This window comes from Nocardioides sp. S5, from assembly GCF_017310035.1.
Lineage (GTDB): Bacteria > Actinomycetota > Actinomycetes > Propionibacteriales > Nocardioidaceae > Nocardioides.
Window position 1 is genome coordinate 2,425,908 of the sequence record NZ_CP022296.1, and the last position, 23,493, is coordinate 2,449,400.

The following is a 23,493-nucleotide window of genomic DNA, read 5'->3' on the forward strand; positions in this document are numbered from 1 at the left end:
GGGACATCAGGAGGCTTCATGCGGAGATTCATCGCCGGCGTCGTTGCGGCACTGCTGTTGCCACTGCTGGGCGTCGTCGTCGAGCAGCCCGCCGTGGCGGCCCCCGAGACGGCACCGACTCCGCGCGTGAAGCACGTCGAGCGCTCGTACGGTGCCGGAGCCGTGCGCCTCGCACCGCGACAGGGCCTCGACATCGGGTTCCGTGCCCGGCGCGGCGACGAGGTGATGATCGAGGTGCGCAGTCGCCGAGATCGCTTCGCTCCCTGCTCCTTCACCCAGACGATCGCGGACGCGCGAGGCCGTCGGACCGCCAGGGTCGACTACTCCACGTCCGCACGGATCATGCGGGTGCGCAGCACCGGTCGTGTCGAGCTGCGCTTCCGCGGAGCGTGCGGGTTCGACGCGGGCAGGGATCCGCACCCGGTCAGCGTCCGGCTGGTCAAGGTCCGCAGCCGCGAGGTGGCCCGCGACGACCGCACCGCCGTGCGCGGTGAGCGACCGGGCTACCTCGACGTGGCGTGGGTCCGCGTCGCCCGCGACGGACGGGACACGCTGACCCTCCGGACCAGTGACGGCACCGTCCAGCGGGTGCAGAGGAGCAGGGTCGTCGTCGGCGACCGGGTGTTCCGCGACTCCCTCGTCGGCTCGGTCTCGGTCGAGGCCGGCCAGCGGATCCTCCTCCCGCTCCGTGGCCCGCAGCTCAGAACAGGAATGCGCGTCGGACTCGTCGCTCCTGCCAAGGGCTACGCGGAGTCCCTGCGGGCGCGGGAGCACCGCGTGGAGCTCGACGGACCGGCCCTGACGCTGCCGGCGGAGCCCGGCCGCGAGCACGTGCTGGTCTACGCCGCCACCGCCGAGGATCGTCCCTACGTCCTCCCGCTCGGCATCCCGGAGAACGCGGGAGACATCGACGACCCGACGTGGTGGCCGTGGCGGACCTACACCGGATGCGCCGATCCCGACGACCCGACGCTGCGTCGGACGATCGTCGCCAGTGACCCCGAGGGAGCCGGACCCGAGGCCCTGCAGGTGCGGATGCGGCGCACGGTGCGTGTCCCGGACCTCGTGGTGGGAGGGCCGCCGGTCACGTTCTCGTCCGTGGAGCCGGGCACCCGCTTCTTCGCGGCGATACCGGTCCCAGCGGTCGGCGCCGTGCGCCTGAGTGCCACCGACGTGTCGACCACCGGTAGGTGGCAGACGTGGGTGCCGCCGGTCTTCTGCCCGCGGGATTGCATGTACCCGGGCCTGTCAGCAGGCCCTGACGCGTTGACGGCTGACGGCTACTTCTTCAGCGCTGCACCTCACGAGCTCCAGCTCACCTTCGCGCCGAGCGCGTCCGGCAGCGTGACGCTGCAGCTCACCGACATCCCGTAGCCGTCGGACGTGTGTGGAAGGCTCTCGCCATGGCCACCGGCGACCGCCTCCTGCTCCTCGACACTGCCTCCCTCTACTTCCGCGCGTTCTTCGGGGTGCCGGACTCGGTGAAGGCGCCCGACGGGACACCGGTGAACGCGGTGCGTGGCCTGATGGACTTCATCAGCCGGCTGGTGGGGGAGTACGACCCCACGCACCTCGCCTGCTGCTGGGACGACGACTGGCGCCCGCAGTGGCGCGTCGACCTCATCCCGTCCTACAAGGCCCACCGCGTCGTGGCCGAGGTCCCCGGACCGCGGCCGGACGTCGAGGAGGTGCCCGACCCGCTCGAGGCGCAGATCCCGATCATCATCTCGGTCCTGGAGGCCTACGGCATCCCGGTGGTGGGACACCCCGAGATGGAGGCCGACGACGTCATCGGCACCCTGGCCACCGACGCCGGCATGGCGGTCGACATCGTCACCGGTGACCGCGACCTCTTCCAGCTCGTCGACGACGATGCCGGGGTCCGCGTGCTCTACGTCGCCCGCGGGGTCAGCAAGCACGAGCGCGTCGACAACGCGTGGGTCCGCGCCAAGTACGGCGTCGACGCCCACCAGTACGCCGACCTCGCCACGCTGCGCGGCGACGCCTCCGACGGCCTCCCCGGAGTCGCCGGGGTGGGGGACAAGACCGCTGCCACCCTGCTGGGGCGGTTCGGCGACGTCGGGTCGATCCTCGCGGCCGCCCACGACCCCGACTCCGACATGGGCCCCGGACCGCGCGGCAAGATCAAGGCCGCCTCCGACTACCTGGCCGTGGCACCCCAGGTGGTCGCCGTACGTCGCGACCTCGATCTCGGATCCCCGGACCTCACCCGCCCGCGCACCCCGGTCGACCACGCAGCGTTGGTGGCGCTGGACGAGCAGTGGGGCCTGGGCTCGTCAGCCGTGCGCCTGGTGGAGGCCATGTCCGGCTCGCACTAGGGTGAACGGCGTGAGCCCCCCCGAGGTCGAGTCCAAGGACCGCCAGATCCTGGCCCTGCTGGCCGCTGACGGCCGCATGTCGTTCACCGACCTCGGCAAGGCGACCGACCTGTCCACCTCGGCGGTGCACCAGCGCGTCAAGCGCCTCGAGCAGCGTGGGTTGATCAAGGGCTACGGCGCGACCGTCGACCACGACCAGCTCGGGCGCCCCCTCACTGCCTTCATCTCGATCACGCCGATCGACCCCTCGCAGCCCGACGACTACCCCGAGCGGCTGGTGGGCATCAAGGAGATCGAGTCGTGCTGGTCGGTCGCGGGGGAGGAGTCCTACATCCTCAAGATCCGCGTCGCCACCCCCCTCGCGCTCGAGGAGCTGCTCGCCCGGATCCGCGGCGCCGCCAGCGTCTCGACGCGGACGACGATCGTGCTCTCCACGCCGTACGAGAACCGGACGGTCGACTGAGGGACATCGTCGTGCTGCTGGGGCTCAGCCCGTTCTCGGGATCCCCGGTCATCCGGGGATCCCGCAGGTTGTCAGGCCGCGCAGAGGCCGACAACCTGCGGAGGGCCCTGACAACCCGCGGGGGTCAGGCGGCGCTGATGCAGAAGAGCCGGCGGATGCGAGCCGCAGTCTCAGCCGGCTTGTAGAGGTCGGCCCACACGATGCGGATGCACCGCCAGCCGGTGAGCTCGCAGATCAGCGACTCACGCCGCTTCTCCCGCAGCACGCAGTCGATCACTGACTCGCCCTCACGCCGGTGCTCCTCGTACTTCACCTTCCCGTCGAACTCCAGGAACACGCCGAGCTCGGGCCACGCGAGGTCGACTCGCGCTATCTCGACGCCCCTGTTGTCCAGGACGGGGTAGTTGGGCACGGGTGCCGGAAGGCGCTCGCTCCAGCACAGGTAGCGGGCCCGGGTCTCGCCCACGGACTCCGACCGTGAGTCGGCAAGACGAAGCACGTGCTCAGTCGTGAGCGTTCGCGGCCAGAAGGTCATTGCCTCGTAGCGCTTGCGCAGTTCTGGGATGGTGGTGAGGTTGTGGTGAAGCAGGTGGTCGATCTCGACCAGCGCATGCTCGGCGTCCAGGAGCATGGTCAACTCCAGCGCGGTTCGCGTCGCGCTCATGACCTCGAGCCCGCGACGGCGTACGACGTCGTCCTTCTCGATCGCACCTCGGTGCTGGACCACGCCGGCCTCGGCTCGCCCGGCTCGCCCGTCGGGACGCGTCAGGTGCACCGCAGCCAGGTCGCAGTCCCACAGCGGCGCGCCGTGCTCGTTCGCCGAGCTGAGGTGACTGAGCACGACCCGGGTCTGGGCCTGGTGGACGACAGCTCGGCACAGGGTCGCATAGCGCTGCTTGGCACCCAGGTCGGACCATTCGGGTCCGAGCACATAGGCACCGCGCCGGATCCGGATCCACGCTCCTGACCTGACGTGGGCAGCGATAGCGGCGTCGTGGTAGCCGAGCGCGTTGGCGTCCTTGCGTGTGAAGACACCGTTCGCGGCGATGAGTGCGCGAAGTCGAGGTTCCATGCACACAGGCTTGTCGCTCACGCCGACAGCTCGCCGCCGACGAGCGCTCTGCATGTGGAGGAACGGCGATCAGCGCAGCCTGTGGACGGTCGGTGGCCCACCACCAGACGGGCGAAGCTGGTCAAGCGCGGACCAGCCACCGCACGGTTGTCAGGGACTCCCGCAGGTTGTCAGGCTTTGGATAGGCCGACAACGTAGGGGATCCCCGGCCAGCCGGGGATCCCGAGACGGGTGCAGGAACCCCCGACCCTCACCAAGCCTGCAGCGCCGCCGTACGCCGCGACGCCTCGGCCATCTCCGCAGCCTTCAGCGAGGCCTCGTCGAGGCGCCCGTGCTCCTCCCACCACTGCTGGCCGGACTCGGGCAGCGTGTGGATCGGGTCGTAGTACTCGTAGAAGCGCGAGAGCGCCTCGGCATCGTCGGCCTCGATCGAGGTGCGGTAGTTCTTGGTCCAGAAGGAGATGCCGTGCTCGGTGTCGTAGTCGGCGTTCTGGTGCACCCAGCGCTTGCCGACGAACGGCACGTCGCACACGATGCGCGGCGTCGCGAAGCCCGGCAGGTAGCCCATGATGTGGTGCTGGAGCCGCTGGGCGTCAGCGAGGGAGACCCGCCAGTGCTCCGAGAACGGGATCATGTCGCACATGTAGAAGTAGTAGGGCATGATCTGCGCGCCGTCGAGCAGGCGGAAGCACAGGTCGAGGAGCGCGTGCGGGTCGGCGTTGACGCCGTTGAGCAGCACGCCCTGGTTGCGTACGTCGCGCAGGCCGGCGTCGAGCATCGCCCGGGTCGCCTCGGCGACGATCGGCGTGACGGAGGCCGCGTGGTTGGCGTGGGTGTGCATCGCGAGCGAGACGCCGCGCGAGCGCGCCACGCCGGCCACTCGGGAGACGCCCTCGACCACGTCGGGCTGGAGCCAGTGCTGCGGCAGGCCGATCAGCGCCTTGGTGGCGAGGCGGATGTCGCGGATGTTGTCGACCTCCATGACCGACATCAGGAACGCCTCGAGGCGGGGCCACGGCATGTTGGCCACGTCGCCACCGGACACGACGACGTCGCGCACCGACGGCGTGCGCCGCAGGTAGTCGAGCATGTCGCCGAGGCGGTCGTTGGGCTTGCCGGCGAACTTCAGCTTCGCGATGGCAGGCGTCGAGTTGCCGACGAGGTCCATGCGGGTGCAGTGGCCGCAGTACTGCGGGCAGGTCGGCAGCAGCTCGGCCAGCACCTTGGTGGGGTAGCGGTGGGTGAGGCCCTCGGTGGCCCACATGTCGTGCTCGTGGAGCGAGTCGCGGGCGGCGTGCGGGTGCGAGGGCCAGTCCGTGCGCCGGTCGCTGAACACCGGGATCATGTAGTGACGGATCGGGTCGGCGTAGAACGCCTCGGTCAGCGACCCGGGACCGGCCGGCGACGCGGTCGGGACCATCGTGTTCATCATCTGCGGCGGCACGAGCATCGACATCGTGGCCCGCTCGGCCTGGTCGCGCTGGAGGTCGGCGTAGAACCGGTCGTCGACCAGGTCGCCCATCAGCTCGCGCAGCTGCTTGACGTTCTTGATGCAGTGGGCGCGCTGCCACTGGACCGACGCCCACTCCTCGGCGGTGACGCCCACCCAGCCCGGGAACCGCGTCCAGTCGGGCTCGACGAGCTCGACGCGCTGGTAGGGGTAGGGCTGTCCGTTGGCGAGGCCTGGCCCGAGGTGGGTGGCGGTCTCGATGCTCATGAGATCTCCTTGATGCCGACCCGAGCGGGTCGTGGTGTGGCCGTGCGGCGCGCCGGTTGTGTGGCCGGCGACACATCTGGGAGACTACGCGGAGAACCTGCGGCGAGTCCAATGCCACGCCGCAAGATTTGCGGCCGAACTGCTGGAACATAGAAGGATGCACCGCATGACCCCCACCTCGGACCTCCAGACCGGCCTGCGCGCCGGCGATCCGACCGGCCTGCACCGCGTCCTCGACGACGCCGTCGTGCTGCCGCAGGCCGCCCAGCGCCTCGACACCCGGCGCGAGCTGTGGCCCGACGAGGTCCGCGTGCGGGTCGAGCGCCTCAACCTCGACGCCGCGTCGTTCCGTCAGCTCGAGCGGGCGCACACCACGTACGGCGAGACCAGCGGCGACGGCGTGCGCGCCGAGGTGCTCGACATCGTCGCCACGCGCGGCAAGATGCAGAACCCGGTCACCGGGTCCGGCGGGATGCTCGTCGGCACGGTCGAGGAGGTCGGCCCCGAGTCGCCCCTGGGCCTGGTGGTCGGCGACCGCGTCGCCACCCTGGTCAGCCTGACGCTGACCCCGCTCGTGATCGAGGACGGCCTCGCCGCCTGGGACGGTCGCAGCGAGCAGGTGCCGTGCGACGGCTACGCGATCCTCTTCGGCCGCTCCATCGCGGCCGTGATCCCCGACGACCTCGACCCCGCCCTCTCGCTGAGCGTGATGGACGTGTGCGGCGCGCCCGCCCTGACCGCCCACGTCGTGGAGGAGTACGCCGCCCGCGCCACGCTCAGAGGGACAAGCGCCCCGGTCGTCGCCGTCATCGGCGGAGCAGGCAAGTCGGGCTCGCTCAGCCTGGCCGCCGCACGCGCCGCCGGCGCGGCCCGCACCATCGGCGTGGTGCCCCACCAGGGTGAGCACGACCTGCTGACCGGTGCCGGGCTGGCCGACGCCGTGGCGGTCGCCGACGCCCGCGACCCGATCGCGCTGCGCGAGGCGGTCACCGCTGCCGGCGGCCCGGCCGACGTCACGGTCGTCTGCGTCGACGTCCCCGGCTGCGAGGGCGGCGCGATCCTGGCGACCGCCGAGTCCGGCACCGTGATCTTCTTCTCCATGGCCACCAGCTTCAGCGCCGCTGCCCTCGGCGCGGAGGGCCTGGCCGCCGACGTGCGCATGCTCGTCGGCAACGGCTACGTCCCCGGCCACGCGGCGTACGCCATGGAGCTGCTGCGTGCCGACGCCGGCGTCCGCGCGCTGTTCGAGCGGAGGCTGTGATGGCGACCCGCAGGCCCGCCAGCCAGCTCGGCATCGACCGCGCGGACGTACGCCGCGCGCGCACGCTCGCGCGCCAGGTCGGCAAGCCGATCGTAGACCTCGCCACCCGCCACACCACCGTGTCGGTGGAGCGAGCGACGCTGCGCCTGGCCGGCCTCGGCGGCGCGGACCCCGACGGCACCCCGTGGGTCAACCGGCTCACCGACGCCGTCCGGGCCGACGTCGGGCTCGAGCACGGTGTCAGCCTGCCCGTGTGGGACGCGTTGCTCCGCGGGGACGGCGACGACCTCCTCACCCTCGCCCAGAAGGCAGCCGCGGGGTCGGTGACCTTCCGCGTCCCCGACGGCAAGGACGCCACCCGCGCGCGGACCGCCTCGCGCAAGGCGGTCGGCGCCGGCATCAAGCAGATCGACCGTCAGCGCGCCGCTCGCGAGAAGATGATCGCGAAGGTCGGTGACGCCCCCAGCAAGCCGTGGATCTACCTCATCGTCGCCACCGGCGACATCCACGAGGACATCCCGCAGGCGCAGGCCGCGGCCCGCGAGGGCGCCGACGTGATCGCGGTGATCCGCTCGACGGGCCAGTCGCTGCTCGACTTCGTGCCCGAGGGCGCCACCCGCGAGGGCTTCGCCGGCACCTACGCCACCCAGGAGAACTTCCGCCTCATGCGCGCGGCGCTCGACGAGACGTCGAGGGAGCTCGGCCGCTACGTCCGGCTCACCAACTACGCCTCGGGCCTGTGCATGCCGGAGATCGCAGCGCTCGCCGGGCTCGAGCGCCTCGACATGATGCTCAACGACTCGATGTACGGCATCCTCTTCCGCGACATCAACCCGATCCGGACCTTCGTCGACCAGCGGTTCAGCCGCCAGGTCCACGCCCGCGCCGGCATCATCATCAACACCGGCGAGGACAACTACCTCACCACCGCCGACGCCGTCGAGGCCGCACACACGGTGACCACCAGCCAGCTGCTCAACGAGTACTTCGCCAAGGAGGCCGGGCTCGCGGACTGGCAGCTCGGTCTGGGCCACGCCTTCGAGATCGACCCCGAGGTGCCCGACTCGTTCCGTCTCGAGCTGGCTCACGCGATGCTCGCCCGCGAGCTGTTCCCGGATGCTCCGCTCAAGTGGATGCCGCCCACCCGCCACATGACCGGAGACATCTTCAAGGGCTACCTCCTCGACGGCTTCTTCAACCTCGTCGGGGCGCTCACCGGCCAGGGCATCCTGCTGGTCGGGATGATGACCGAGGCCGTCGTCACGCCCTGGATCTCCGACCGCGACCTCGCCCTGCAGAACGTCCGCTACGTCATGAACGCCGCGGGCAAGCTCCACGAGGACTTCCGGCCCGCTCCCGACGGCTTCATCGCCCACCGGGCCCGCGAGGTGCTCGGCGAGGCGATCGGGCTGCTCCAGGAGATCAAGGACGACACCGACGCAGCGGGCGACCCGCCGCTGCTCGCCGCGATCGCCGACGGGACGTTCGGCCTGATGAAGCGGCCCGCCGACAAGGGCAGGGGCCTCGACGGCGTGGCCAGGAAGACCCGCGACTACTACAACCCGGCGACCGAGATCCTCGAGGAGGAGAAGTGAACGAGCGCAGCGAGCGAACCAGTCAGCACAGCGCCCCCCGTGCTTCATGGGCGCACGGAGCGAAGCGAGTACGTCCATGAGCCTGATCAGGCCCTACGGCGACACCACCGGCGACGGGATGGTGCAGCTGTCGTTCACGCTGCCGATCGAGCACTCCAAGGTCGCCGAGGGCGCCGCGGTCCAGCTCGCCAACAAGATGGGCATGGACCCCGCGCTGGTCGTGCACGCCAAGCCGATGGGGGAGGGCTTCACCTTCTTCGTCGTCTACGGCCGGGTCAACCACCTGGTCGACCCCAGCACGGTCGAGGTCGTGGAGCGCGACTACCCGCTGCTCACGCCGAAGGAGGCCAACGCCTCGATCAAGCGCTCGCTGAGGCGCCGGCTCACCGTGGTGGGTGCCTGCATCGGCACCGACGCCCACACCGTCGGCATCGACGCGATCCTCAACATCAAGGGGTTCGCGGGGGAGAAGGGCCTGGAGTACTACCGCGAGCTGAAGGTCGTGAACCTCGGCGCGCAGGTCTCCGTCCCACAGCTCGTCGAGGCCGCGCGTGAGGAGAAGGCCGACGCGGTCCTCGTCTCGCAGGTCGTCACCCAGCGCGACGCGCACCTGCTCAACACCCGCGAGATGTCGGCTGCCTTCCGCGAGGCCTACCCCGCGGCGCGACGGCCGCTGCTGGTCGTGGGCGGCCCCCGCTTCGACGAGACCATGGCAGACGAGCTCGGCGTGGACCGCGTCTTCAGCCGGGGCACGACGCCCGGCGAGGTCGCGTCCTTCATCGTGCACCGCCTCACCGGCCCGCGCACCCCCACCCAGGAGAAGGCCTCATGAGCGACACCCGCCCGTCCGAGGACCGCGTCGGCACGGTCGTCACCCACCGCCGCTACGTCCCCTACTCCCACGCCCACTACGCCGGGAACCTCGTCGACGGGGCCTACAGCCTCGGGCTGTTCGGCGACGTCGCCACCGAGCTGTGCATCGTCCTCGACGGCGACGAGGGCCTCTTCGCCTCCTACTCCGACGTCCAGTTCAAGGCCCCGGTGCGCGCCGGTGACGTCCTCGAGATCACCGCGACCCTCGTCAGGGAGGGGACCCGCAGCCGGGTGATGGACTTCGCCGTGCACGTGGTCGGACGCGGCGCGCCGAGCGAGGCCGCACCCGGCGCCGCCACGGTGCTCGATCCGCCGGTCGTGGCGACCACTGCCACCGGCACTGTCGTCGTACCTCCCGCACCGCAGTAGTCCTCGGCGTGTCACATCACGACACGCCGATCCAGGTGAAATTTTCGCCGCGAGTTCTCGGCGACCGCACGTCGCTGACCTGCGACAACGCGCGTTCTGGCAGGTCAGGCGCGTGTTGACACTCCGCAGCCGTGGAGGGAGGGTCTCGGGGTCCGCCTGTGCAGCTCGTGGGTGGCGCCTTCGACACCGGGAGGTCCGACGTGGGGTACGCGAAGCCAGCGATGCCTTCCGTCCGGCGTCCCGTCGACAGCGCCCCGCGGGGGCCGGATGCGGGAGGGACCACGGGGCCTTAGACAACTTCGCGCGATCGCCAGCCAGCCGGTCGCGTGTTGGTCCGAAGCCCCTGCGTCCCTCCCGCTCCGCTGCAGGTGCGCAGCCGTCGGCTACGGTCTGGGCGTGCTGCAGCGCTGCCTCCTCGCCCTCGTGGGCGGCCTCGTGCTGGCAGCGGCCTTCGAGCCGATCGGCTGGTCGTGGCTCATGCCGCCGGCGATCGCGTCGCTGGTCTTCTCCGTGCGTGGCCTGCGTGCGCGGCGGGCATGGCTCCCGAGCCTGCTGTTCGGCATCACGTTCACCTATGCGGTGATGGTGTGGATGCGGTCGGTCGGCACCGACGCCTGGATCGCCATGTGCGCCCTGGAGGCGTCGTTCTTCGTGCCGCTGGGCATCGGGCTGTCCTGGAGCCTCCGGCAGCGCGGGTGGCCCGTCTGGGCGGCCCTGTGGTGGGTCGGCATCGAGACCTGGCGCAGCGGCTTCCCGTTCAGCGGCATGCCCTTCGGGCGCCTCGTCTACGCGACCGCGGACACGCCCTGGGCCGACGCGATCCCGTGGATCGGGATGACCGCGGTGAGCTTCCTCGTCGCCCTCACCGGGACGGTGCTCGCCTGGCTGCTGCTCGGTCTGCGCGCGCCCACGCGCACGACGTACGCCGCGGTCGGCGCGCTGGCCGTGGTGACGTTCGCGCCCGTGGTCGTCACCGTCCCCCTGGAGGAGACCGGCACGGCGACCGTCGCCGCGGTGCAGGGCAACATCCCCGGCGACGGGACCGACATCGTCGCGGTCAACCGCGAGGTCACCGACAACCACGTGCGGGCCACCCAGCAGCTCGCCGAGGACGTGGCCGCCGGGCTGGTCCCCGCGCCCGACTTCGTCGTGTGGCCGGAGAACTCCACGGCCGTCGACCCGTTCACCGACGCGCGCGCCAACCAGGGCATCGTCGCCGCCTCCGATGCGGTCGGCGTGCCCATCCTGGTGGGCGCCATCGCCGACGACCCGCTCGACGACACACAGGTCCTCAACCAGGGCATCGTCTTCCGCCCCGGGCTCGGCGGCGGCGACCGCTACACCAAGCGGAACCCCGTGCCGTACGGCGAGTACATCCCCTTCCGGGGCAGCCTGATCCCCGACACCTACGGCCAGCTCCGGCTGGTGCCGCGCGACATGGTCCGCGGCACCAGCCTCGTCCCGATCAGGGTCGGCGACCTGCTGGTGGCCGACGCGATCTGCTTCGACGTCGCTTATGACGACGTGATCTCCGGACAGGTCGCCCGGGGGGCCCGGATGGTGACGGTGCAGACGAGCAACGTGCTCTTCAGCAAGACCGCCCAGCTCGACCAGCAGTTCGAGATCAGCCGGCTGCGTGCGCTCGAGACCGGACGTTGGGTCGTCGTGGCCGCGATCAACGGCGTGTCGGGCGTCGTGCGCCCCGACGGGTCGGTCGTCGCCTCGGCGCCCGCGCGCACCCAGGAGGTGCTGGTGGAGACCGTGGGGCTCAGCACGACGATCACCCCGGCCGTACGCCTGGGGGTGTGGCCGGCGAGGTTCACCCTCGTCTTCCTCGTCGTGCACACGCTCGCCGTCCTGATCGCCTATCGTCGTGGCCGACGGAGCGACCGCGCCGTCGCACCGTCACCGGGACGAGGTCAGCGGGCGTGAGTGTCGAAGGGCTCGGCAGGGTCGTGATGGTCATCCCGACCTACAACGAGTCGGAGAACATCGAGTGGATCATCGAGCGACTGCGTCGTGCCCAGCCGGGTGTGGACGTGATGGTCGTCGACGACAACAGCCCCGACGGCACCGGTGACATCGCCGACGCCCTCGCCAGCCGCGACCCCGCGATCAGCGTGGTGCACCGCACGGAGAAGGCCGGGCTCGGCGCGGCCTACCTCAACGGGTTCGACGTCGCGCTGCGGGCCGGCTACGACGTCATCGGCGAGATGGATGCCGACGGCTCCCACCAGCCGGAGCAGCTGCACCGGCTCATCGATGCGCTGCACACCGCGGACCTGGTGATCGGCTCGCGCTACGTGCCCGGCGGCTCCGTGGTCAACTGGCCCCTCCAGCGCCTGCTGCTCTCGCGAGGCGGCAACCTCTACGTCCGGCTCCTGCTCGGCATGCGCGTCAAGGACGCGACCGCCGGCTTCCGGCTCTTCCGGCGCACCACGCTCGAGGCGATCGACCTTGAGTCGGTGCTGTCTACTGGATACGTGTTCCAGACCGACCTCGCCTACCGCACCGTCTCGCGTGGCCTCCGGGTCACCGAGGTGCCGATCGAGTTCATCGAGCGCGTGCGCGGTGACTCCAAGATGAGCGGCCAGGTGGCCAGCGAGTCGCTGAAGAAGATCACCCGCTGGGGCCTGTCCGAGCGTCGTGCCCGCCTGCACCGGACCAAGGTCGACGCATGAGCCAACCCCTGGGCCCCCGCACCGCCCGCCGCCGGTGGCTGCGCCCCGTGCTGGCGCTCGCGTTCGTCGTCGTCCCGCTGGCCGAGATCTGGGCGATCCTCCAGGTCGGCCAGCTGGTCGGCCCCTGGTGGACGATCGTGCTGCTGGTGCTCGACAGCATGGTGGGTGCGTGGCTGATCAAGCGCGAGGGCGGGCGTGCCTGGCTGGCGCTGCGCGAGGCGCTGCAGGGCGGGCGGATGCCGGCCCGCGAGATCGCCGACGGTGCACTGATCCTCATCGGCGGCACCCTCATGCTGAGCCCGGGCTTCCTGCTCGACCTGCTCGGGATCCTTCTCATCCTGCCGTTCACCCGACCCGTCGCGCGCCGGCTGCTGACCTCGGTCGTGGAGCGCCGCCTGGTCGTCGTACCGGGTGCAGGCCTCGGGGGATTCCCCGGCGCACCTGGCTGGGACGCACGACGCCCCGGGCCGGGGGCCGAGGGGCCGGTGGTCCGGGGCGACGTGGTCGACTAGCTGGCGTGCGGCCTAGGAGACCCGCTTCTTGCGGTTGGCGCGGTGCAGGTGCGCCGGGCCGATCTCTCCGCCGCGGAGCAGGTCGAGCCGCTCCTTGAGGATGTCCTCGAGCTCCTTCTCCGAGCGACGCTCGAGAAGCATGTCCCAGTGCGTGCGAGCCGGCTTCTCGACCTTCTCCTCGGGGAGGATGCCCGCCGTGCTGAGCGCCTCGGCGCCGCAGCGCGGGCACTCCCACACGGCCGGGATGTCGGCCTCGACCGACATCGTGACCTCGAACTCGTGGCCCTGCTTGCATGCATAGCCGACCTGCTGCCGAGCCGCGAACTCGATCCCGCGCTCGTCCTCGAAACTCTGGCCGCCGAGCCTCGCGCCACGCAGTGTGCGCTCCGCCACCGTGACCACCTCCAGTTGGGTTGCTGACACCCGTTGACTTGTGTGCCGGGCTGGTAGGGGGACGAGCAGGACCGCAATCCGTGACGCCGCTCTTGGCGACGGGGCTCGCCCCTCTGTGATCTTTCAACCGTAGCGGGGTCGCCACAATTCCGTGGATTCATGGTGTCGGAACCCACGCTCACGCGTGAGCCACTTCACCCTCAGGGGTGGAGGTGGTCACGGTTACGCGCAGATCCGGGCTTTCGGTGACGTCAGATCACGGCCGGCACGTCGTTCCCGGCGTCGCGGATCCCCTTGGCGGTGTCGACGCGCATCAGCAGCAGCCCGCCGATGACGAAGAAGATGATCAGCGCGAAGATCGCCGGCCGGTAGGACCCGGTGAAGGTGTAGACGAGGCCGAAGACCAGCGTCCCGAACCACGACGTCCCCCGCTCCATCGCGTGGTAGAAGCTGAAGAACTCGGCCTCCTTGCCCCGTGGGATCAGCAGCGAGAAGTACGAGCGCGCCAGCGCCTGGGTCCCGCCCAGCACGAGGCCGATGGCAGCGCCGAGCAGCAGCAGCGGGAGCAGCGACTTCTCCGGGATGAACAGCCCGGCGGTCACGATCATCATCCAGATGACCAGGCCGCCGAGGATCGTGTTCTTGGCCCCGCGGGTGGCCGCGATGCGCCCGAACAGCAGCGCTCCGCCGACCGCCACGAACTGCACCAGCAGGTAGACGCCCAGCATCGTGCCCTGGTCGAAGCCGAGCTCCTCCACGCCGTAGACCGAGGCCTGGCTGATGACCGTCTGGATCCCGTCGTTGAAGAACAGGTAGGCGAGCAGGAAGGTGAGGGCCACCGGATAGTTGCGCAGCTCCTTCAGCGTGATCCAGAGCTGGCCGAAGCTGCGCTGCAGCACCCCGCCCTCGACGTGCTCGACGTCGGCCGGCGGATGGTTGCGGAGCCCGCGGAACGGGATGAAGGTGAACGCCGCCCACCACACGGCTGCGGACAGCAGCGAGATGCGCACCGCCATGCCCTCGGTGAGACCGAACGTGTCGTGGAAGCTCACCAGCACGAAGTTCAGGGCCAGCAGCAGGCCGCCGCCGGCGTAGCCGTACGCCCAGCCACGGGAGGAGACGCGGTCGCGGTCGGACTCGCTCGAGATGATCGGCAGGATCGAGTCGTTGACGACCGCGGACGCCGCGAAGCAGAGGTTGGCGAGGATGAACGTGATCGCGCCGAGCTGCCAGTTGTCGCCCGTCATGAAGAAGAGCAGCGCGGCGAAGAACGCGCCCGACCACGCGAAGCCCGCCAGCAGGTCCTTCTTGCGCGCGGTGCGGTCGGCCACAGCGCCCAGCAACGGCAGGACGAGGGCGGAGATCAACGTCGAGAAGGTGATGACGTACGCCGGCAGCGCGCCGGGCGCGATCGAGAGGCCGAGCGCCGAGACGCGGTCGTCGACCGCCGCCTCCTCGGCGATGGCGATCAGGTAGGGCCCGAAGAGCACGCCGGACACCGTGGTGGCGAAGGCGCTGTTGGCCCAGTCGTAGAAGTACCAGGCCCTCTGCTCCTTGGCCTGCGCCAACGGCTCCAGGTTGGCGACGCCGCCTACGTTGCTCATGCCTCATCCTCCACGTGGTGCGTTCCACTGTCCGCGGGCGCGGAGCACGTCCCTGAGTATGTCCGTGCGATCGGTCATGATGCCGTCGACACCACGGTCGAGGAGGGTGTTCATCTCAACTGGGTCGTCGATCGTCCACACGTGCACCTGGACTCCGGCGGCGTGCGCACGGCGTACGAGCCCGGCGGAGGCCACCAGGAGCCGCCCCTGCCGGTGCGGGACCTGCAGGGCCACCGGGCGCCCGCGGGTGAGCAGCCGCGCCAGCCGGGCGCTGGGAGAGAGCACGAAGGCGGCCACCTCGAGCGGGTGCGCCGACGTGGCGACCCGTCGCGCGGTGCGGCGCCGGAACGCCTCCATCCGCCTGACCGAGAAGGAGCCCACCAGGATCCGGTCCCAGGCGTCGCGCTCCTCGATGAACGCGGCCAGCGCCTCCACCGCGCCCTCGGACTTGAGGTCGATGTTGAACCTCGCGTCGGGGAAGGCGTCGAAGAGCTCACCCAGCGTCGGGACCGGCTCCGAGCCACCGATCAACGCGCGCTGCACCTCGGCGTACGTCGAGGTGGCGATGCTGCCGGTGCGGTCCGTGACCCGGTCGAGCACCGTGTCGTGGAAGGCGAGCAGCACGCCGTCACTGGTCACGTGGACGTCGGTCTCGAGGTAGGTGTAGCCGAGCGCCACCGCGTGCCGGAAGGCCGCGAGCGTGTTCTCCAGCCCCTCGATCTCGGGGTGGTAGGCGCCCCCGCGGTGGGCGAAGGCGAGCGGTCGGGGCGAGTCGAGGTAGCCCGGTTCGGGCGTGCGCGGCACGGTCACGGCGTAAGTATGGGGTTCGGGAGTACCGTCGAGGGATGGAGAGCATGACCTGTCCTCGATGCGATGCCGAGATGGACGAGCGCACCCTCGGCGAGGCCACCGTCCACCAGTGCCCCGAGGGGCACGGCGTCTTCCTCTCGCGCGCCGACCTCGGCGTGCTGGTGGAGGCCGAGACCGACTGGCACCGCAACGCCGGTCAGCACACGGCCCCGATGCCGCGGATCACCGCCGACATGACCGCCCCGCCGTCGGTCGGCAAGCAGTCGCGGGCCTGGGTGGAGACACTGTTTGCTTGAGCAGTCGACCGCGAGGAACGAGCGGTCGGCGTCGCGAGAGCAGATCGAGTAGGCCCGCGGCTGAGGAACGAAGCCGCGCAAGGCCGTATCGAGATCCGAACCTCGCCAGGTCTCGATACGCCTCGCTCGTCCCTCGCTCGGCTACTCGACCACCGATGGAGAATGGGCCAGCCCGGCCTCAGATATCCCGGAAGGTCTCGATGTTCGCGCCGAGCTCGTTGAGCCGCTCGGCGAGGTCCTCGTAGCCGCGGTGGATGACGTACGTCGAGCGCAGCACGCTGCGGCCCTTGGACGCGAGCATCGCGATCAGCAGCACGACGGCGGGGCGCAGGGCCGGCGGGCAGACGATCTCGGCGCCGGAGAAGTGCGTCGGGCCCTCCACGAGCACCCGGTGGGGGTCGAGGAGCTTGACCTGCGCTCCGAGCTTGTTGAGCTCGGTGAGGTAGATGGCGCGATTCTCGTAGACCCAGTCGTGCAGCAGCGTCTGCCCGTCCGCGACGGCCGCGATGACGGCGAAGAACGGCAGGTTGTCGATGTTGAGGCCCGGGAAGGGCATCGGGTGGATCTTGTCGAGCGGCGCGCGGAGGTCGGAGGCGTGGGTCGTGAGGTCGACCAGGCGGGTCTCGCCGTTGTTGGCGACGTACTCCTCCGAGCGGTCGTAGCGGAAGCCCATCTCCTCGAGGGTCGCCAGCTCGATCTCGAGGAACTCGATCGGCACCCGTCGGATGGTGATCTCGGACTTCGTCACGATGGCAGCCGCGAGCAGGGACATCGCCTCGATCGGGTCCTCGGAGGGGGAGTAGTCGACGTCGACGTCGATCGAGGTCCGGCCGGTGATGCGGAGCGTGGTGGTGCCGATGCCGTCGACCTCGACGCCGAGCTTGCGCAGGTAGAAGCAGAGGTCCTGGACCATGTAGTTGGACGAGGCGTTGCGGATCACCGTCGTGCCCGGGTGGAGCGCGGCGGCCATGAGCGCGTTCTCGGTCACCGTGTCGCCGCGCTCGGTGAGCACGATCGGGCGCTCGGGCTCGATGGTCCGGTTGACGCTGGCGTGGTAGCTGCCGTCGCTGGCCTTCACGTCGAGGCCGAAGGGGCGCAGGGCGGACATGTGCGGTTCGACGGTGCGCTCGCCGAGGTTGCAACCTCCGGCGTAGGGCAGGTCGAACTCGTCGTAGCGGTGCAGCAGCGGGCCGAGGAACATGATCACCGAGCGGGTGCGGCGTGCGGCGGTCTCGTCGATGGCGGCGAGGTTGAGCTCGGCCGGCGGGATGATCTCGAGGTCGTTGTCGTCGTTGAGCCAGCGGGTCGCGACACCGAGCGAGTTGAGGACCTCGAGCAGCCGGTTGACCTCCTCGATGCGCGCGACCTTGCGCAGCGTCGTACGTCCCTTGTTGAGCAGGGAGGCACACAACAGCGCCACGCCGGCGTTCTTCGAGGTCTTCACGTCGATCGAGCCGGACAGCGTGGTGGGGCCGTCCACGCGCAGGTGCGTGGGGCCGGCGCCGAGCGCGACGATCTCGGAGTCGAGCGCCGCGCCGATGCGCGCGAGCATCTCGAGGGAGAGGTTCTGGTGGCCCTTCTCGATCCGGTTGATCGCGCTCTGGCTGGTGCCGAGCAGCTCGGCCAGCTGGTGCTGGGTGAGGCCCCGGTGCTTGCGCGCGTCACGGATGAGGTTGCCGATGCGACCCTTGTAGTCAGCCATGGCGACAACGGTATCTCAGATATGAGATAACGCCACTCCGACGGGCCCCGCGCGGGTGTGGGCGGGTGTGGGCCTGCGTGGCAGGATCGCCGCCATGCGAGCAACCACCATCCACGCCCCCGGCGACATCCGCTTCGAGGAGGTGCCCGACCCCCGGATCGAGGCGCCGACCGACGCGATCGTCAAGGTGGTCGCCGGCTGCATCTGCGGCTCCGACCTCTGGCCCTACCGCGGCCACAACGACATCGACGCGGGCTCCACCATCGGCCATGAGTGCGTGGGCGTGGTGGAGGAGGTCGGCGCGGACGTGACGGACGTGCGCGTCGGGGACTTCGTCGTCGTCCCGTTCTGCCACAGCGACAACACCTGCGTCCACTGCCGCGCCGGCGTGCAGTCGGCGTGCACCCAGCTCGGCTTCACCACCAGCGGGCAGGGGGAGTACGCCCGGGTGACCCAGGCCGACGGCAGCCTCGTCGTGACCGACGGCATGCCCGACGAGAAGCTCATCCCGTCCCTGCTCGCCCTCACCGACGTGATGGCCACCGGCTGGCACGCGGCGGTCGCCGCCGGCGTACGCCCCGGTGGCACCGCGGTCGTGGTCGGCGACGGGGCCGTGGGCCTGTGCGGCGTGCTCGCGGCCTCGCAGATGGGCGCCGGACGTGTCATCGCCATGTCGCGCCACGAGTCGCGCCAGGAGATCGCGCGCGCCTTCGGGGCCAGCGACGTCGTGGCCGAGCGCGGCGAGGAGGGCGAGGCGATCATCGCCGAGCTCACCCGGGGTGTCGGCGCCGACGCGGTGCTGGAGTGCGTGGGCACTGACGGTGCGATGAAGACGGCGTTCGCCGTGGCTCGGCCCGGCTCGACGGTCGGCTTCGTCGGCGTGCCGCACGGCGTCGAGCTGCCGGTGCGGCGGATGTTCCAGAAGAACGTCGGACTCGCCGGCGGCATGGCACCCGTGCGCCGCTACCTGCCGGACCTGCTCGAGCGCGTCCTGTCGGGCGCCATCGACCCCGGACGTGTCTTCGACCTGACGCTGCCCGTGGCGGAGGCGGCCGAGGGCTACCGCGCCATGGACGAGCGCCGCGCGACCAAGGTCCTCCTCCAGCCGTGAGCACCTCGGACGACCTCCTGCTCCTCGGCCCGCTCCTGCGCCACGTCGACGAGACCTCCGCAGCAGTGTGGGTGGAGACCCGCGATCGCGGGACGGTCACCGTCACCCGCGGCACCGCATCGGCCAGCGCGCCGACCTTCACCGTCCACGGGCACCACTACGCCCTCGTCTGCCTCGAGGGCCTCGAGCCGGGCAGCACCGGGACCTACTCCGTCGACATCGACGGGCACCCGGTCTGGCCCGAGCCGTCCTCGCCGTTCCCGGCCTCCGTCATCGCGACGCTGGAGGCCGGACGGCCGCTGCGGCTGGCGTTCGGCTCGTGCCGCACGTCGGTCTCCCACGACGAGAAGGGCAACCGCACCCACGGCGTCGACGCCATGCGCGCGTGGGCCCTCGAGCTCGCCGGCCAGGTCGCGCCGATGGATCCCGACGACGAGGACCTCGACCCGACCCGGCTGCCCGACCTGGTGCTCTTCCTCGGCGACCAGGTCTACGCCGACGAGACGACCCAGGCGATGCGCGAGTTCATCAGCGCGCGACGCGACATCGAGCAGGCGCCGTGGACCGAGCTCCAGGACTACGAGGAGTACGCCCACCTCTACGCGCTCGCATGGTCCGACCCGGCGAACCGGTGGCTGCTGTCGACCGTGCCGAGCGCGATGATCTTCGACGACCACGACATCCGCGACGACTGGAACACCTCGCAGGAGTGGCGGCGCGAGATGGAGGCCACCTCGTGGTGGCACGGGCGCATCGTCGCCGGCCTCGGGTCCTACTGGGTCTACCAGCACCTCGGCAACATGTCGCCGCAGGAGCGCGCGCAGGACGAGGTCTGGGCCCAGGTGCTCGCACACTCCGGCGACGACGAGATGGACCTCGGACAGGTGCTCGACGCCTTCGCCGAGCGCGTCGACCAGCAGCCGCGCACCTACCGCTGGAGCTACGTGCGCGAGTTCGACACCCAGGCGCGCCTCGTCGTCGTCGACTCGCGGGCCGCCCGCGAGCTCGAGCCCGAGGCCCGTGCGCTGCTCGACCCCGACGAGGCGGCCTGGCTCGACGAGCAGCTCCGCGGTGGCGTCGACCACCTGCTCGTCGGCACGTCGCTGCCCTTCATGCTCGCGCGCGGGCTGCACCACCTCGAGGCCTTCAGCGAGGCCCTCGCCGACGGCGCGTGGGGCGAGCGCGGCGGTCGCGCAGGGGAGTGGCTGCGCCAGCTCGTCGACCTCGAGCACTGGGGCGCCTTCCAGAAGAGCTTCCAGGAGGTGGCGCACCAGGTGATGGAAGTGGCCGCGGGCGAGCGCGGTCCCGCGCCGTCGACGGTGACCTTCCTGTCCGGCGACGTGCACCACAGCTACGTCAGCGAGGCCAAGCCACTCCGGCACGGCCCGCCGATGCGTTCGACGATCCTCCAGGCGGTCTGCTCACCCATCCGCAACCCGCTGTCGCGCAACATGCGCTTCGCCACCGCGGTGCTGTCCTACGGCGTCGCTGGCCCGGTAGGCCGGCTGGCCTCGAGGTCGGCCCGGGTGCCGGACGCGCCGCTCACCTGGCGCTATGCCGAGGGGCCGTGGTTCGACAACAACCTCGCGTGCCTCCAGCTCGACGGCCCCAGCCTGCGCATGTGGTGGGTCACCGGCGAGGTGATCGACGACCACGAGCGCCCCCGGCTGGCCAAGGTCGCGAGCTACGCCCTCGACGAGCACGGTCGCCCGCCCGTGCACGAGCGCGTCCACCAGCGGTTCCGGCGCGGGATGAAGCGGCGGCTGCGGGCGAAGGTCGTCGACCGGGTCAAGCAGCGCTGAGGGCGCCCTGACCGCGCCGGTCAGACGGTGCTGAGGAGCCGGTCGCGCCCCTCGGCGCAGCTGCACGTGTCGGAGCACGGCAGGTAGGTGTGGCGCCCGTGCCCGCACCCCGTGCAGGGCAGGTCGTGCGACAGGTGGTCCGTGGTGGTCTCGACGGTGTCCCACATGGTCTGGCTCCGTCCCGCTTCGGGGTGGCGGGGACATCGGTTGCCCCTCGTCCTTGTGACGTCGAGAGTGTCACCGGATGACGCCGTTCGGGGCCCAACACCCGCCGGTTTACCCGATCTGGCACCCGAATGACCCGATCGGGCCATGCGCGGGTGGCCCGGCCACGCGCGAGGAGCAGCGGTCCGCGCGCCCTAGGATCACGCCATGGGTGGGGTGCACGAGCTGACGAGGCAGCAGGCCCGGCGCGTCGTCGTACGCGCCCAGCTGCTCGACGCGCACCGCCCGACCGACGTCCTCGACACGATCCGCCACCTCGGCTTCCTCCAGGTCGACCTCACCTCGGTGGTCGCCCAGCACGCCGACCTCGTGCTGTGGACCCGCCTGGGGGCCGGCTACGACACCGACCACCTCGACGAGCTGGTCGGCAACGGCGCCGTCGTCGAGGTGCAGGGCCTGCTCCGCCCGGGCGAGGACGTCGCGCTCCTGCGCGCCGACATGGACGCGTGGCCGGGGGAGCCGCCGGTCAGGCCGTGGCAGGAAGACCTCGCGGACTGGGTGGCGGCCAACGACGGGTGCCGTCGCGACGTCCTGGCGCACCTGAGGGCGGAGGGTCCGACGCCCGCCCGCGACCTGCCCGACACGTGCGAGGTGCCATGGCGCTCGACCGGCTGGACCGACAACAAGAACGTCATGAAGCTCCTCGAGTGCCTCGAGGCGCGCGGGGAGGTCGCGGTCGCGTCCCGCGAGGGCCGCGAGCGCCGGTGGGACCTCGCCGAGCGGGTCCACCCGGGTGACCCGGCCGTGCCTGCCGAGGAGGCCCACCGCATCCTCGCCGGACGCCGGCTGCGTGCCCTCGGGCTCGCACGTCCTCGGGCGCTGGAGGCCTGGCACGAGCCGTACGCCGTCCGCGACGTCGGCGAGCCCGCGCGTGTCGAGGGCACCCGCGGCCAGTGGCGGGTCGACCCGGCGCTGCTCGACGACGGCGACGGCGACGGCTTCGAGGGGCGTACGGCGATCCTGTCGCCGCTCGACCGGCTGGTGTTCGACCGCAAGCGGATGGCGGACCTCTTCGGCTTCGACTACCAGCTCGAGATGTACAAGCCGGTCGAGGCGCGGCGCTGGGGCTACTGGGCCATGCCCGTGCTCGACGGCGACGAGCTGGTCGGCAAGGTCGACGCGACCGCCGACCGCGAGGCCGGCGTGCTCGCCGTGGACGCAGTGCACGAGGACGACGACTGGTCGGCCGGCCGTCGGGCCCGGGTGGACGCCGAGATCGAGGCGCTGGGGGAGTGGCTCGCGCTCGAGGTCGTCCGAGCCTGACGCAGGCCCGTCAGGCGCCGAGGCCCAGCGCGGCGGCGAGGCCGTCGGGATCGGCCACCGAGAGCGTCGCGCCGGGGTGCGCGATCGAGGCGGTCGGGTCGATCGACGGCACCGGCTCGTGGAAGGACAGGCACAGCGCGCGGTCGCCGTTGGTGGTCATCGAGATCCCGCGGTCGCTGAGCGACAGGTGCGGAGGCCCGGCGGTCTTCACCCAGGAGAACCCGCCGGTGACCTCGGCGGAGGCGATGTTGCTGCGCGGGGTGACCAGGCGCCACGGGCCGTAGCGGACGAAGAGCCACTCGGGCCCGACCTCGACGGTCGTCGTCCGCGGGGTGATGCCGAAGGCGCGACCGGCGACGGCGTACGACGGAGCGAAGGCGAAGTCGAAGGCCTCGACCTCCTCCACGGGGTCCCCGTCGCTGCCGCCAGGAGCGCCGGCCACCAGCCGGCGCAGGGCGATCGCCGCAGGGACGCGGTAGGGCTGCGCCACGGCGGCCGAGCGGCCCGGGACGCGCAGCACCGCGCGGCAGCCGTCGGGAGCCGACAGCACGTGGTGGTCCATGCCCACCTCGAGGGGTCCGCGTCCGACCTGCCAGGACCACGAGCGCTCGGCGTGGTCGACGTGGGTGACCGTGAAGTCGACCGCCAGCCCGGCCGGGCCGTGGACGCGACCGGTCGTGCCGGTCGTCAGGACGGTGTCGGAGGCCTCGACCGAGCTGATCTGCGGGGCCCAGGTCGGCCACAGGTCGGGTGTGGTGAAGAGCCGCCATGCCTCGCCGGCGCCGGCGGGACCGTGCGCGTCGACCAGCACGGGATCAGAGACTGACGGTGTCGTTGTCGCCCATGTCGGGCGTGTGCTTGCCGACGAGGCCCTTGGCGAGCTCGACGGCGGCCTTCACCTTGCCCGGCGACTCCCAGTACTCAGCGGTCGCGCCGTCGATCTCGAGGAGCACGTTGGAGGCGTCCTCGGGGCCGCCGGACATGAACGCGCCGGCGGAGGCGTCCCACAGCTCCTGGAGCTTGGCGCGGTCGTCACTGACGCGCGCGGTGCCCGAGAGGGAGACCCAGCCGGCGTCGCTGGAGTAGGACACGTTGACACGCGGGTCGGCCTCGATGGCGCGGACCTTGTCGGTGTCGCGCTCGGTGAGGAACCAGGTGGTGCCGGGGTGCTCGAAGTCCTGCGTCCCCATCGGCGTGGACACGAGCGCGCCCTGGGGGCTCACGTAGGTCAGCACCGCGATCCGGGTGTCCTCCATGATCCGGGCGACGGTCTCGAGCTGGTCGTCGTGTGAGGTCATGCCACGACGATGGCACGCCACCCCAGGGGCGGGCCTCATCCTGCGGGGCGTGCGCTGTCACATCCCTGCCACGCGGGCCGTCGTACTGGCAGGATGACCGGCAGCCG

23 protein-coding genes are annotated in these 23,493 nt (G+C 71.1%); 14 read left to right on the plus strand and 9 right to left on the minus strand.

Going from position 1 to position 23,493, the window contains the following annotated elements; translation table 11 throughout:
* Positions 1-18: 18 nt before the first annotated feature.
* Genes CFI00_RS11975 through CFI00_RS11985 form a run of 3 tightly spaced genes read left to right on the plus strand, consistent with a single transcriptional unit; the run spans position 19 to position 2,802 of the window.
* On the plus strand, positions 19-1,374 hold the full coding sequence (locus CFI00_RS11975) for a hypothetical protein (protein WP_207081389.1): 1,356 nt from the start codon (positions 19-21) through the stop codon (positions 1,372-1,374).
* Between the two features lie 29 nt (positions 1,375-1,403).
* Complete coding sequence (locus CFI00_RS11980; protein ID WP_242532351.1) at positions 1,404-2,339, plus strand: 5'-3' exonuclease; 936 nt, start codon at positions 1,404-1,406, stop codon at positions 2,337-2,339.
* 10 nt (positions 2,340-2,349) lie between these two features.
* A complete protein-coding gene (locus tag CFI00_RS11985) occupies positions 2,350-2,802 on the plus strand; it encodes an Lrp/AsnC family transcriptional regulator (protein WP_207081390.1) in 453 nt (150 codons plus the stop codon).
* A 124-nt stretch (positions 2,803-2,926) separates the two neighbouring features.
* Here CFI00_RS11985 and CFI00_RS11990 read toward each other — a convergent pair whose 3' ends face one another.
* Both CFI00_RS11990 and CFI00_RS11995 read right to left on the minus strand, forming a co-directional pair.
* Positions 2,927-3,874, minus strand: coding sequence for a type IV toxin-antitoxin system AbiEi family antitoxin domain-containing protein (locus tag CFI00_RS11990; protein WP_207081391.1), 948 nt, complete (start codon positions 3,872-3,874; stop codon positions 2,927-2,929).
* Between the two features lie 250 nt (positions 3,875-4,124).
* On the minus strand, positions 4,125-5,591 hold the full coding sequence (locus tag CFI00_RS11995; RefSeq protein ID WP_207081392.1) for a lysine 2,3-aminomutase: 1,467 nt from the start codon (positions 5,589-5,591) through the stop codon (positions 4,125-4,127).
* 166 nt (positions 5,592-5,757) lie between these two features.
* Here CFI00_RS11995 and CFI00_RS12000 point away from each other — a divergent pair, with 166 nt between their 5' ends.
* The 7 genes from CFI00_RS12000 to CFI00_RS12030 all read left to right on the plus strand — a co-directional run bounded on the left by CFI00_RS12000 (position 5,758) and on the right by CFI00_RS12030 (position 12,882).
* Positions 5,758-6,852 (plus strand): L-erythro-3,5-diaminohexanoate dehydrogenase, encoded by a 1,095-nt coding sequence (locus CFI00_RS12000; protein WP_207081393.1) that lies wholly within the window; start codon positions 5,758-5,760, stop codon positions 6,850-6,852.
* Positions 6,852-8,447, plus strand: a complete 1,596-nt coding sequence (locus CFI00_RS12005; protein WP_207081394.1) for a lysine 5,6-aminomutase subunit alpha — start codon at positions 6,852-6,854, stop codon at positions 8,445-8,447. The genes CFI00_RS12000 and CFI00_RS12005 overlap by 1 nt, the downstream gene beginning before the upstream one ends.
* A 76-nt stretch (positions 8,448-8,523) precedes the next feature.
* Positions 8,524-9,279, plus strand: coding sequence for an OAM dimerization domain-containing protein (locus tag CFI00_RS12010; protein WP_207081395.1), 756 nt, complete (start codon positions 8,524-8,526; stop codon positions 9,277-9,279).
* Positions 9,276-9,689, plus strand: coding sequence for a hotdog domain-containing protein (locus CFI00_RS12015; RefSeq protein WP_207081396.1), 414 nt, complete (start codon positions 9,276-9,278; stop codon positions 9,687-9,689). Before CFI00_RS12010 ends, CFI00_RS12015 begins: the two co-directional genes overlap by 4 nt.
* A 396-nt stretch (positions 9,690-10,085) precedes the next feature.
* Entirely contained in the window at positions 10,086-11,621 is a 1,536-nt protein-coding gene (lnt, locus tag CFI00_RS12020) for an apolipoprotein N-acyltransferase (protein WP_207081397.1), read from the plus strand.
* 26 nt (positions 11,622-11,647) lie between these two features.
* Positions 11,648-12,370: a polyprenol monophosphomannose synthase gene (locus CFI00_RS12025; RefSeq protein WP_207085486.1), complete on the plus strand. Its 723-nt coding sequence runs from the start codon at positions 11,648-11,650 to the stop codon at positions 12,368-12,370.
* A complete protein-coding gene (locus CFI00_RS12030) occupies positions 12,367-12,882 on the plus strand; it encodes an FxsA family protein (RefSeq protein WP_207081398.1) in 516 nt (171 codons plus the stop codon). Before CFI00_RS12025 ends, CFI00_RS12030 begins: the two co-directional genes overlap by 4 nt.
* Positions 12,883-12,894: 12 nt before the next feature.
* Here the strand turns inward: CFI00_RS12030 and CFI00_RS12035 are convergent, their stop codons facing one another.
* From CFI00_RS12035 to CFI00_RS12045, 3 genes are all read right to left on the minus strand, one after another.
* A complete protein-coding gene (locus CFI00_RS12035) occupies positions 12,895-13,275 on the minus strand; it encodes an RNA polymerase-binding protein RbpA (RefSeq protein ID WP_207081399.1) in 381 nt (126 codons plus the stop codon).
* 251 nt (positions 13,276-13,526) lie between these two features.
* The gene (locus tag CFI00_RS12040; protein ID WP_207081400.1) at positions 13,527-14,879 is read right to left on the minus strand and encodes an MFS transporter; all 1,353 of its coding nucleotides are present in this window, start codon (positions 14,877-14,879) and stop codon (positions 13,527-13,529) included.
* A gap of 3 nt (positions 14,880-14,882) precedes the next feature.
* On the minus strand, positions 14,883-15,689 hold the full coding sequence (locus CFI00_RS12045) for a glycerophosphodiester phosphodiesterase (protein ID WP_242532352.1): 807 nt from the start codon (positions 15,687-15,689) through the stop codon (positions 14,883-14,885).
* Positions 15,690-15,733: 44 nt separating this feature from the next.
* Here CFI00_RS12045 and CFI00_RS12050 point away from each other — a divergent pair, with 44 nt between their 5' ends.
* Entirely contained in the window at positions 15,734-15,985 is a 252-nt protein-coding gene (locus tag CFI00_RS12050) for a zf-TFIIB domain-containing protein (RefSeq protein ID WP_224273701.1), read from the plus strand.
* 178 nt (positions 15,986-16,163) lie between these two features.
* Here CFI00_RS12050 and CFI00_RS12055 read toward each other — a convergent pair whose 3' ends face one another.
* The gene (locus CFI00_RS12055; RefSeq protein WP_207081402.1) at positions 16,164-17,687 is read right to left on the minus strand and encodes a UDP-N-acetylglucosamine 1-carboxyvinyltransferase; all 1,524 of its coding nucleotides are present in this window, start codon (positions 17,685-17,687) and stop codon (positions 16,164-16,166) included.
* Positions 17,688-17,781: 94 nt separating this feature from the next.
* Here CFI00_RS12055 and CFI00_RS12060 point away from each other — a divergent pair, with 94 nt between their 5' ends.
* Complete coding sequence (locus tag CFI00_RS12060) at positions 17,782-18,798, plus strand: zinc-dependent alcohol dehydrogenase family protein (protein WP_207081403.1); 1,017 nt, start codon at positions 17,782-17,784, stop codon at positions 18,796-18,798.
* Positions 18,795-20,600 (plus strand): alkaline phosphatase D family protein, encoded by a 1,806-nt coding sequence (locus CFI00_RS12065; RefSeq protein WP_207081404.1) that lies wholly within the window; start codon positions 18,795-18,797, stop codon positions 20,598-20,600. Before CFI00_RS12060 ends, CFI00_RS12065 begins: the two co-directional genes overlap by 4 nt.
* Positions 20,601-20,620: 20 nt before the next feature.
* Here CFI00_RS12065 and CFI00_RS12070 read toward each other — a convergent pair whose 3' ends face one another.
* Positions 20,621-20,767, minus strand: a complete 147-nt coding sequence (locus CFI00_RS12070; protein WP_207081405.1) for a hypothetical protein — start codon at positions 20,765-20,767, stop codon at positions 20,621-20,623.
* Between the two features lie 205 nt (positions 20,768-20,972).
* Here CFI00_RS12070 and CFI00_RS12075 point away from each other — a divergent pair, with 205 nt between their 5' ends.
* Positions 20,973-22,088 (plus strand): crosslink repair DNA glycosylase YcaQ family protein, encoded by a 1,116-nt coding sequence (locus tag CFI00_RS12075; protein ID WP_207081406.1) that lies wholly within the window; start codon positions 20,973-20,975, stop codon positions 22,086-22,088.
* A gap of 10 nt (positions 22,089-22,098) precedes the next feature.
* Here CFI00_RS12075 and CFI00_RS12080 read toward each other — a convergent pair whose 3' ends face one another.
* Together CFI00_RS12080 and CFI00_RS12085 are read right to left on the minus strand one after the other, a co-directional pair.
* On the minus strand, positions 22,099-22,899 hold the full coding sequence (locus CFI00_RS12080; RefSeq protein ID WP_207081407.1) for an SRPBCC family protein: 801 nt from the start codon (positions 22,897-22,899) through the stop codon (positions 22,099-22,101).
* A 4-nt stretch (positions 22,900-22,903) separates the two neighbouring features.
* Positions 22,904-23,386 carry a pyridoxamine 5'-phosphate oxidase family protein gene (locus CFI00_RS12085; RefSeq protein ID WP_207081408.1) on the minus strand — a complete coding sequence of 161 codons (483 nt, stop codon included), beginning with the start codon at positions 23,384-23,386 and terminating at the stop codon, positions 22,904-22,906.
* Positions 23,387-23,493: the final 107 nt, after the last annotated feature.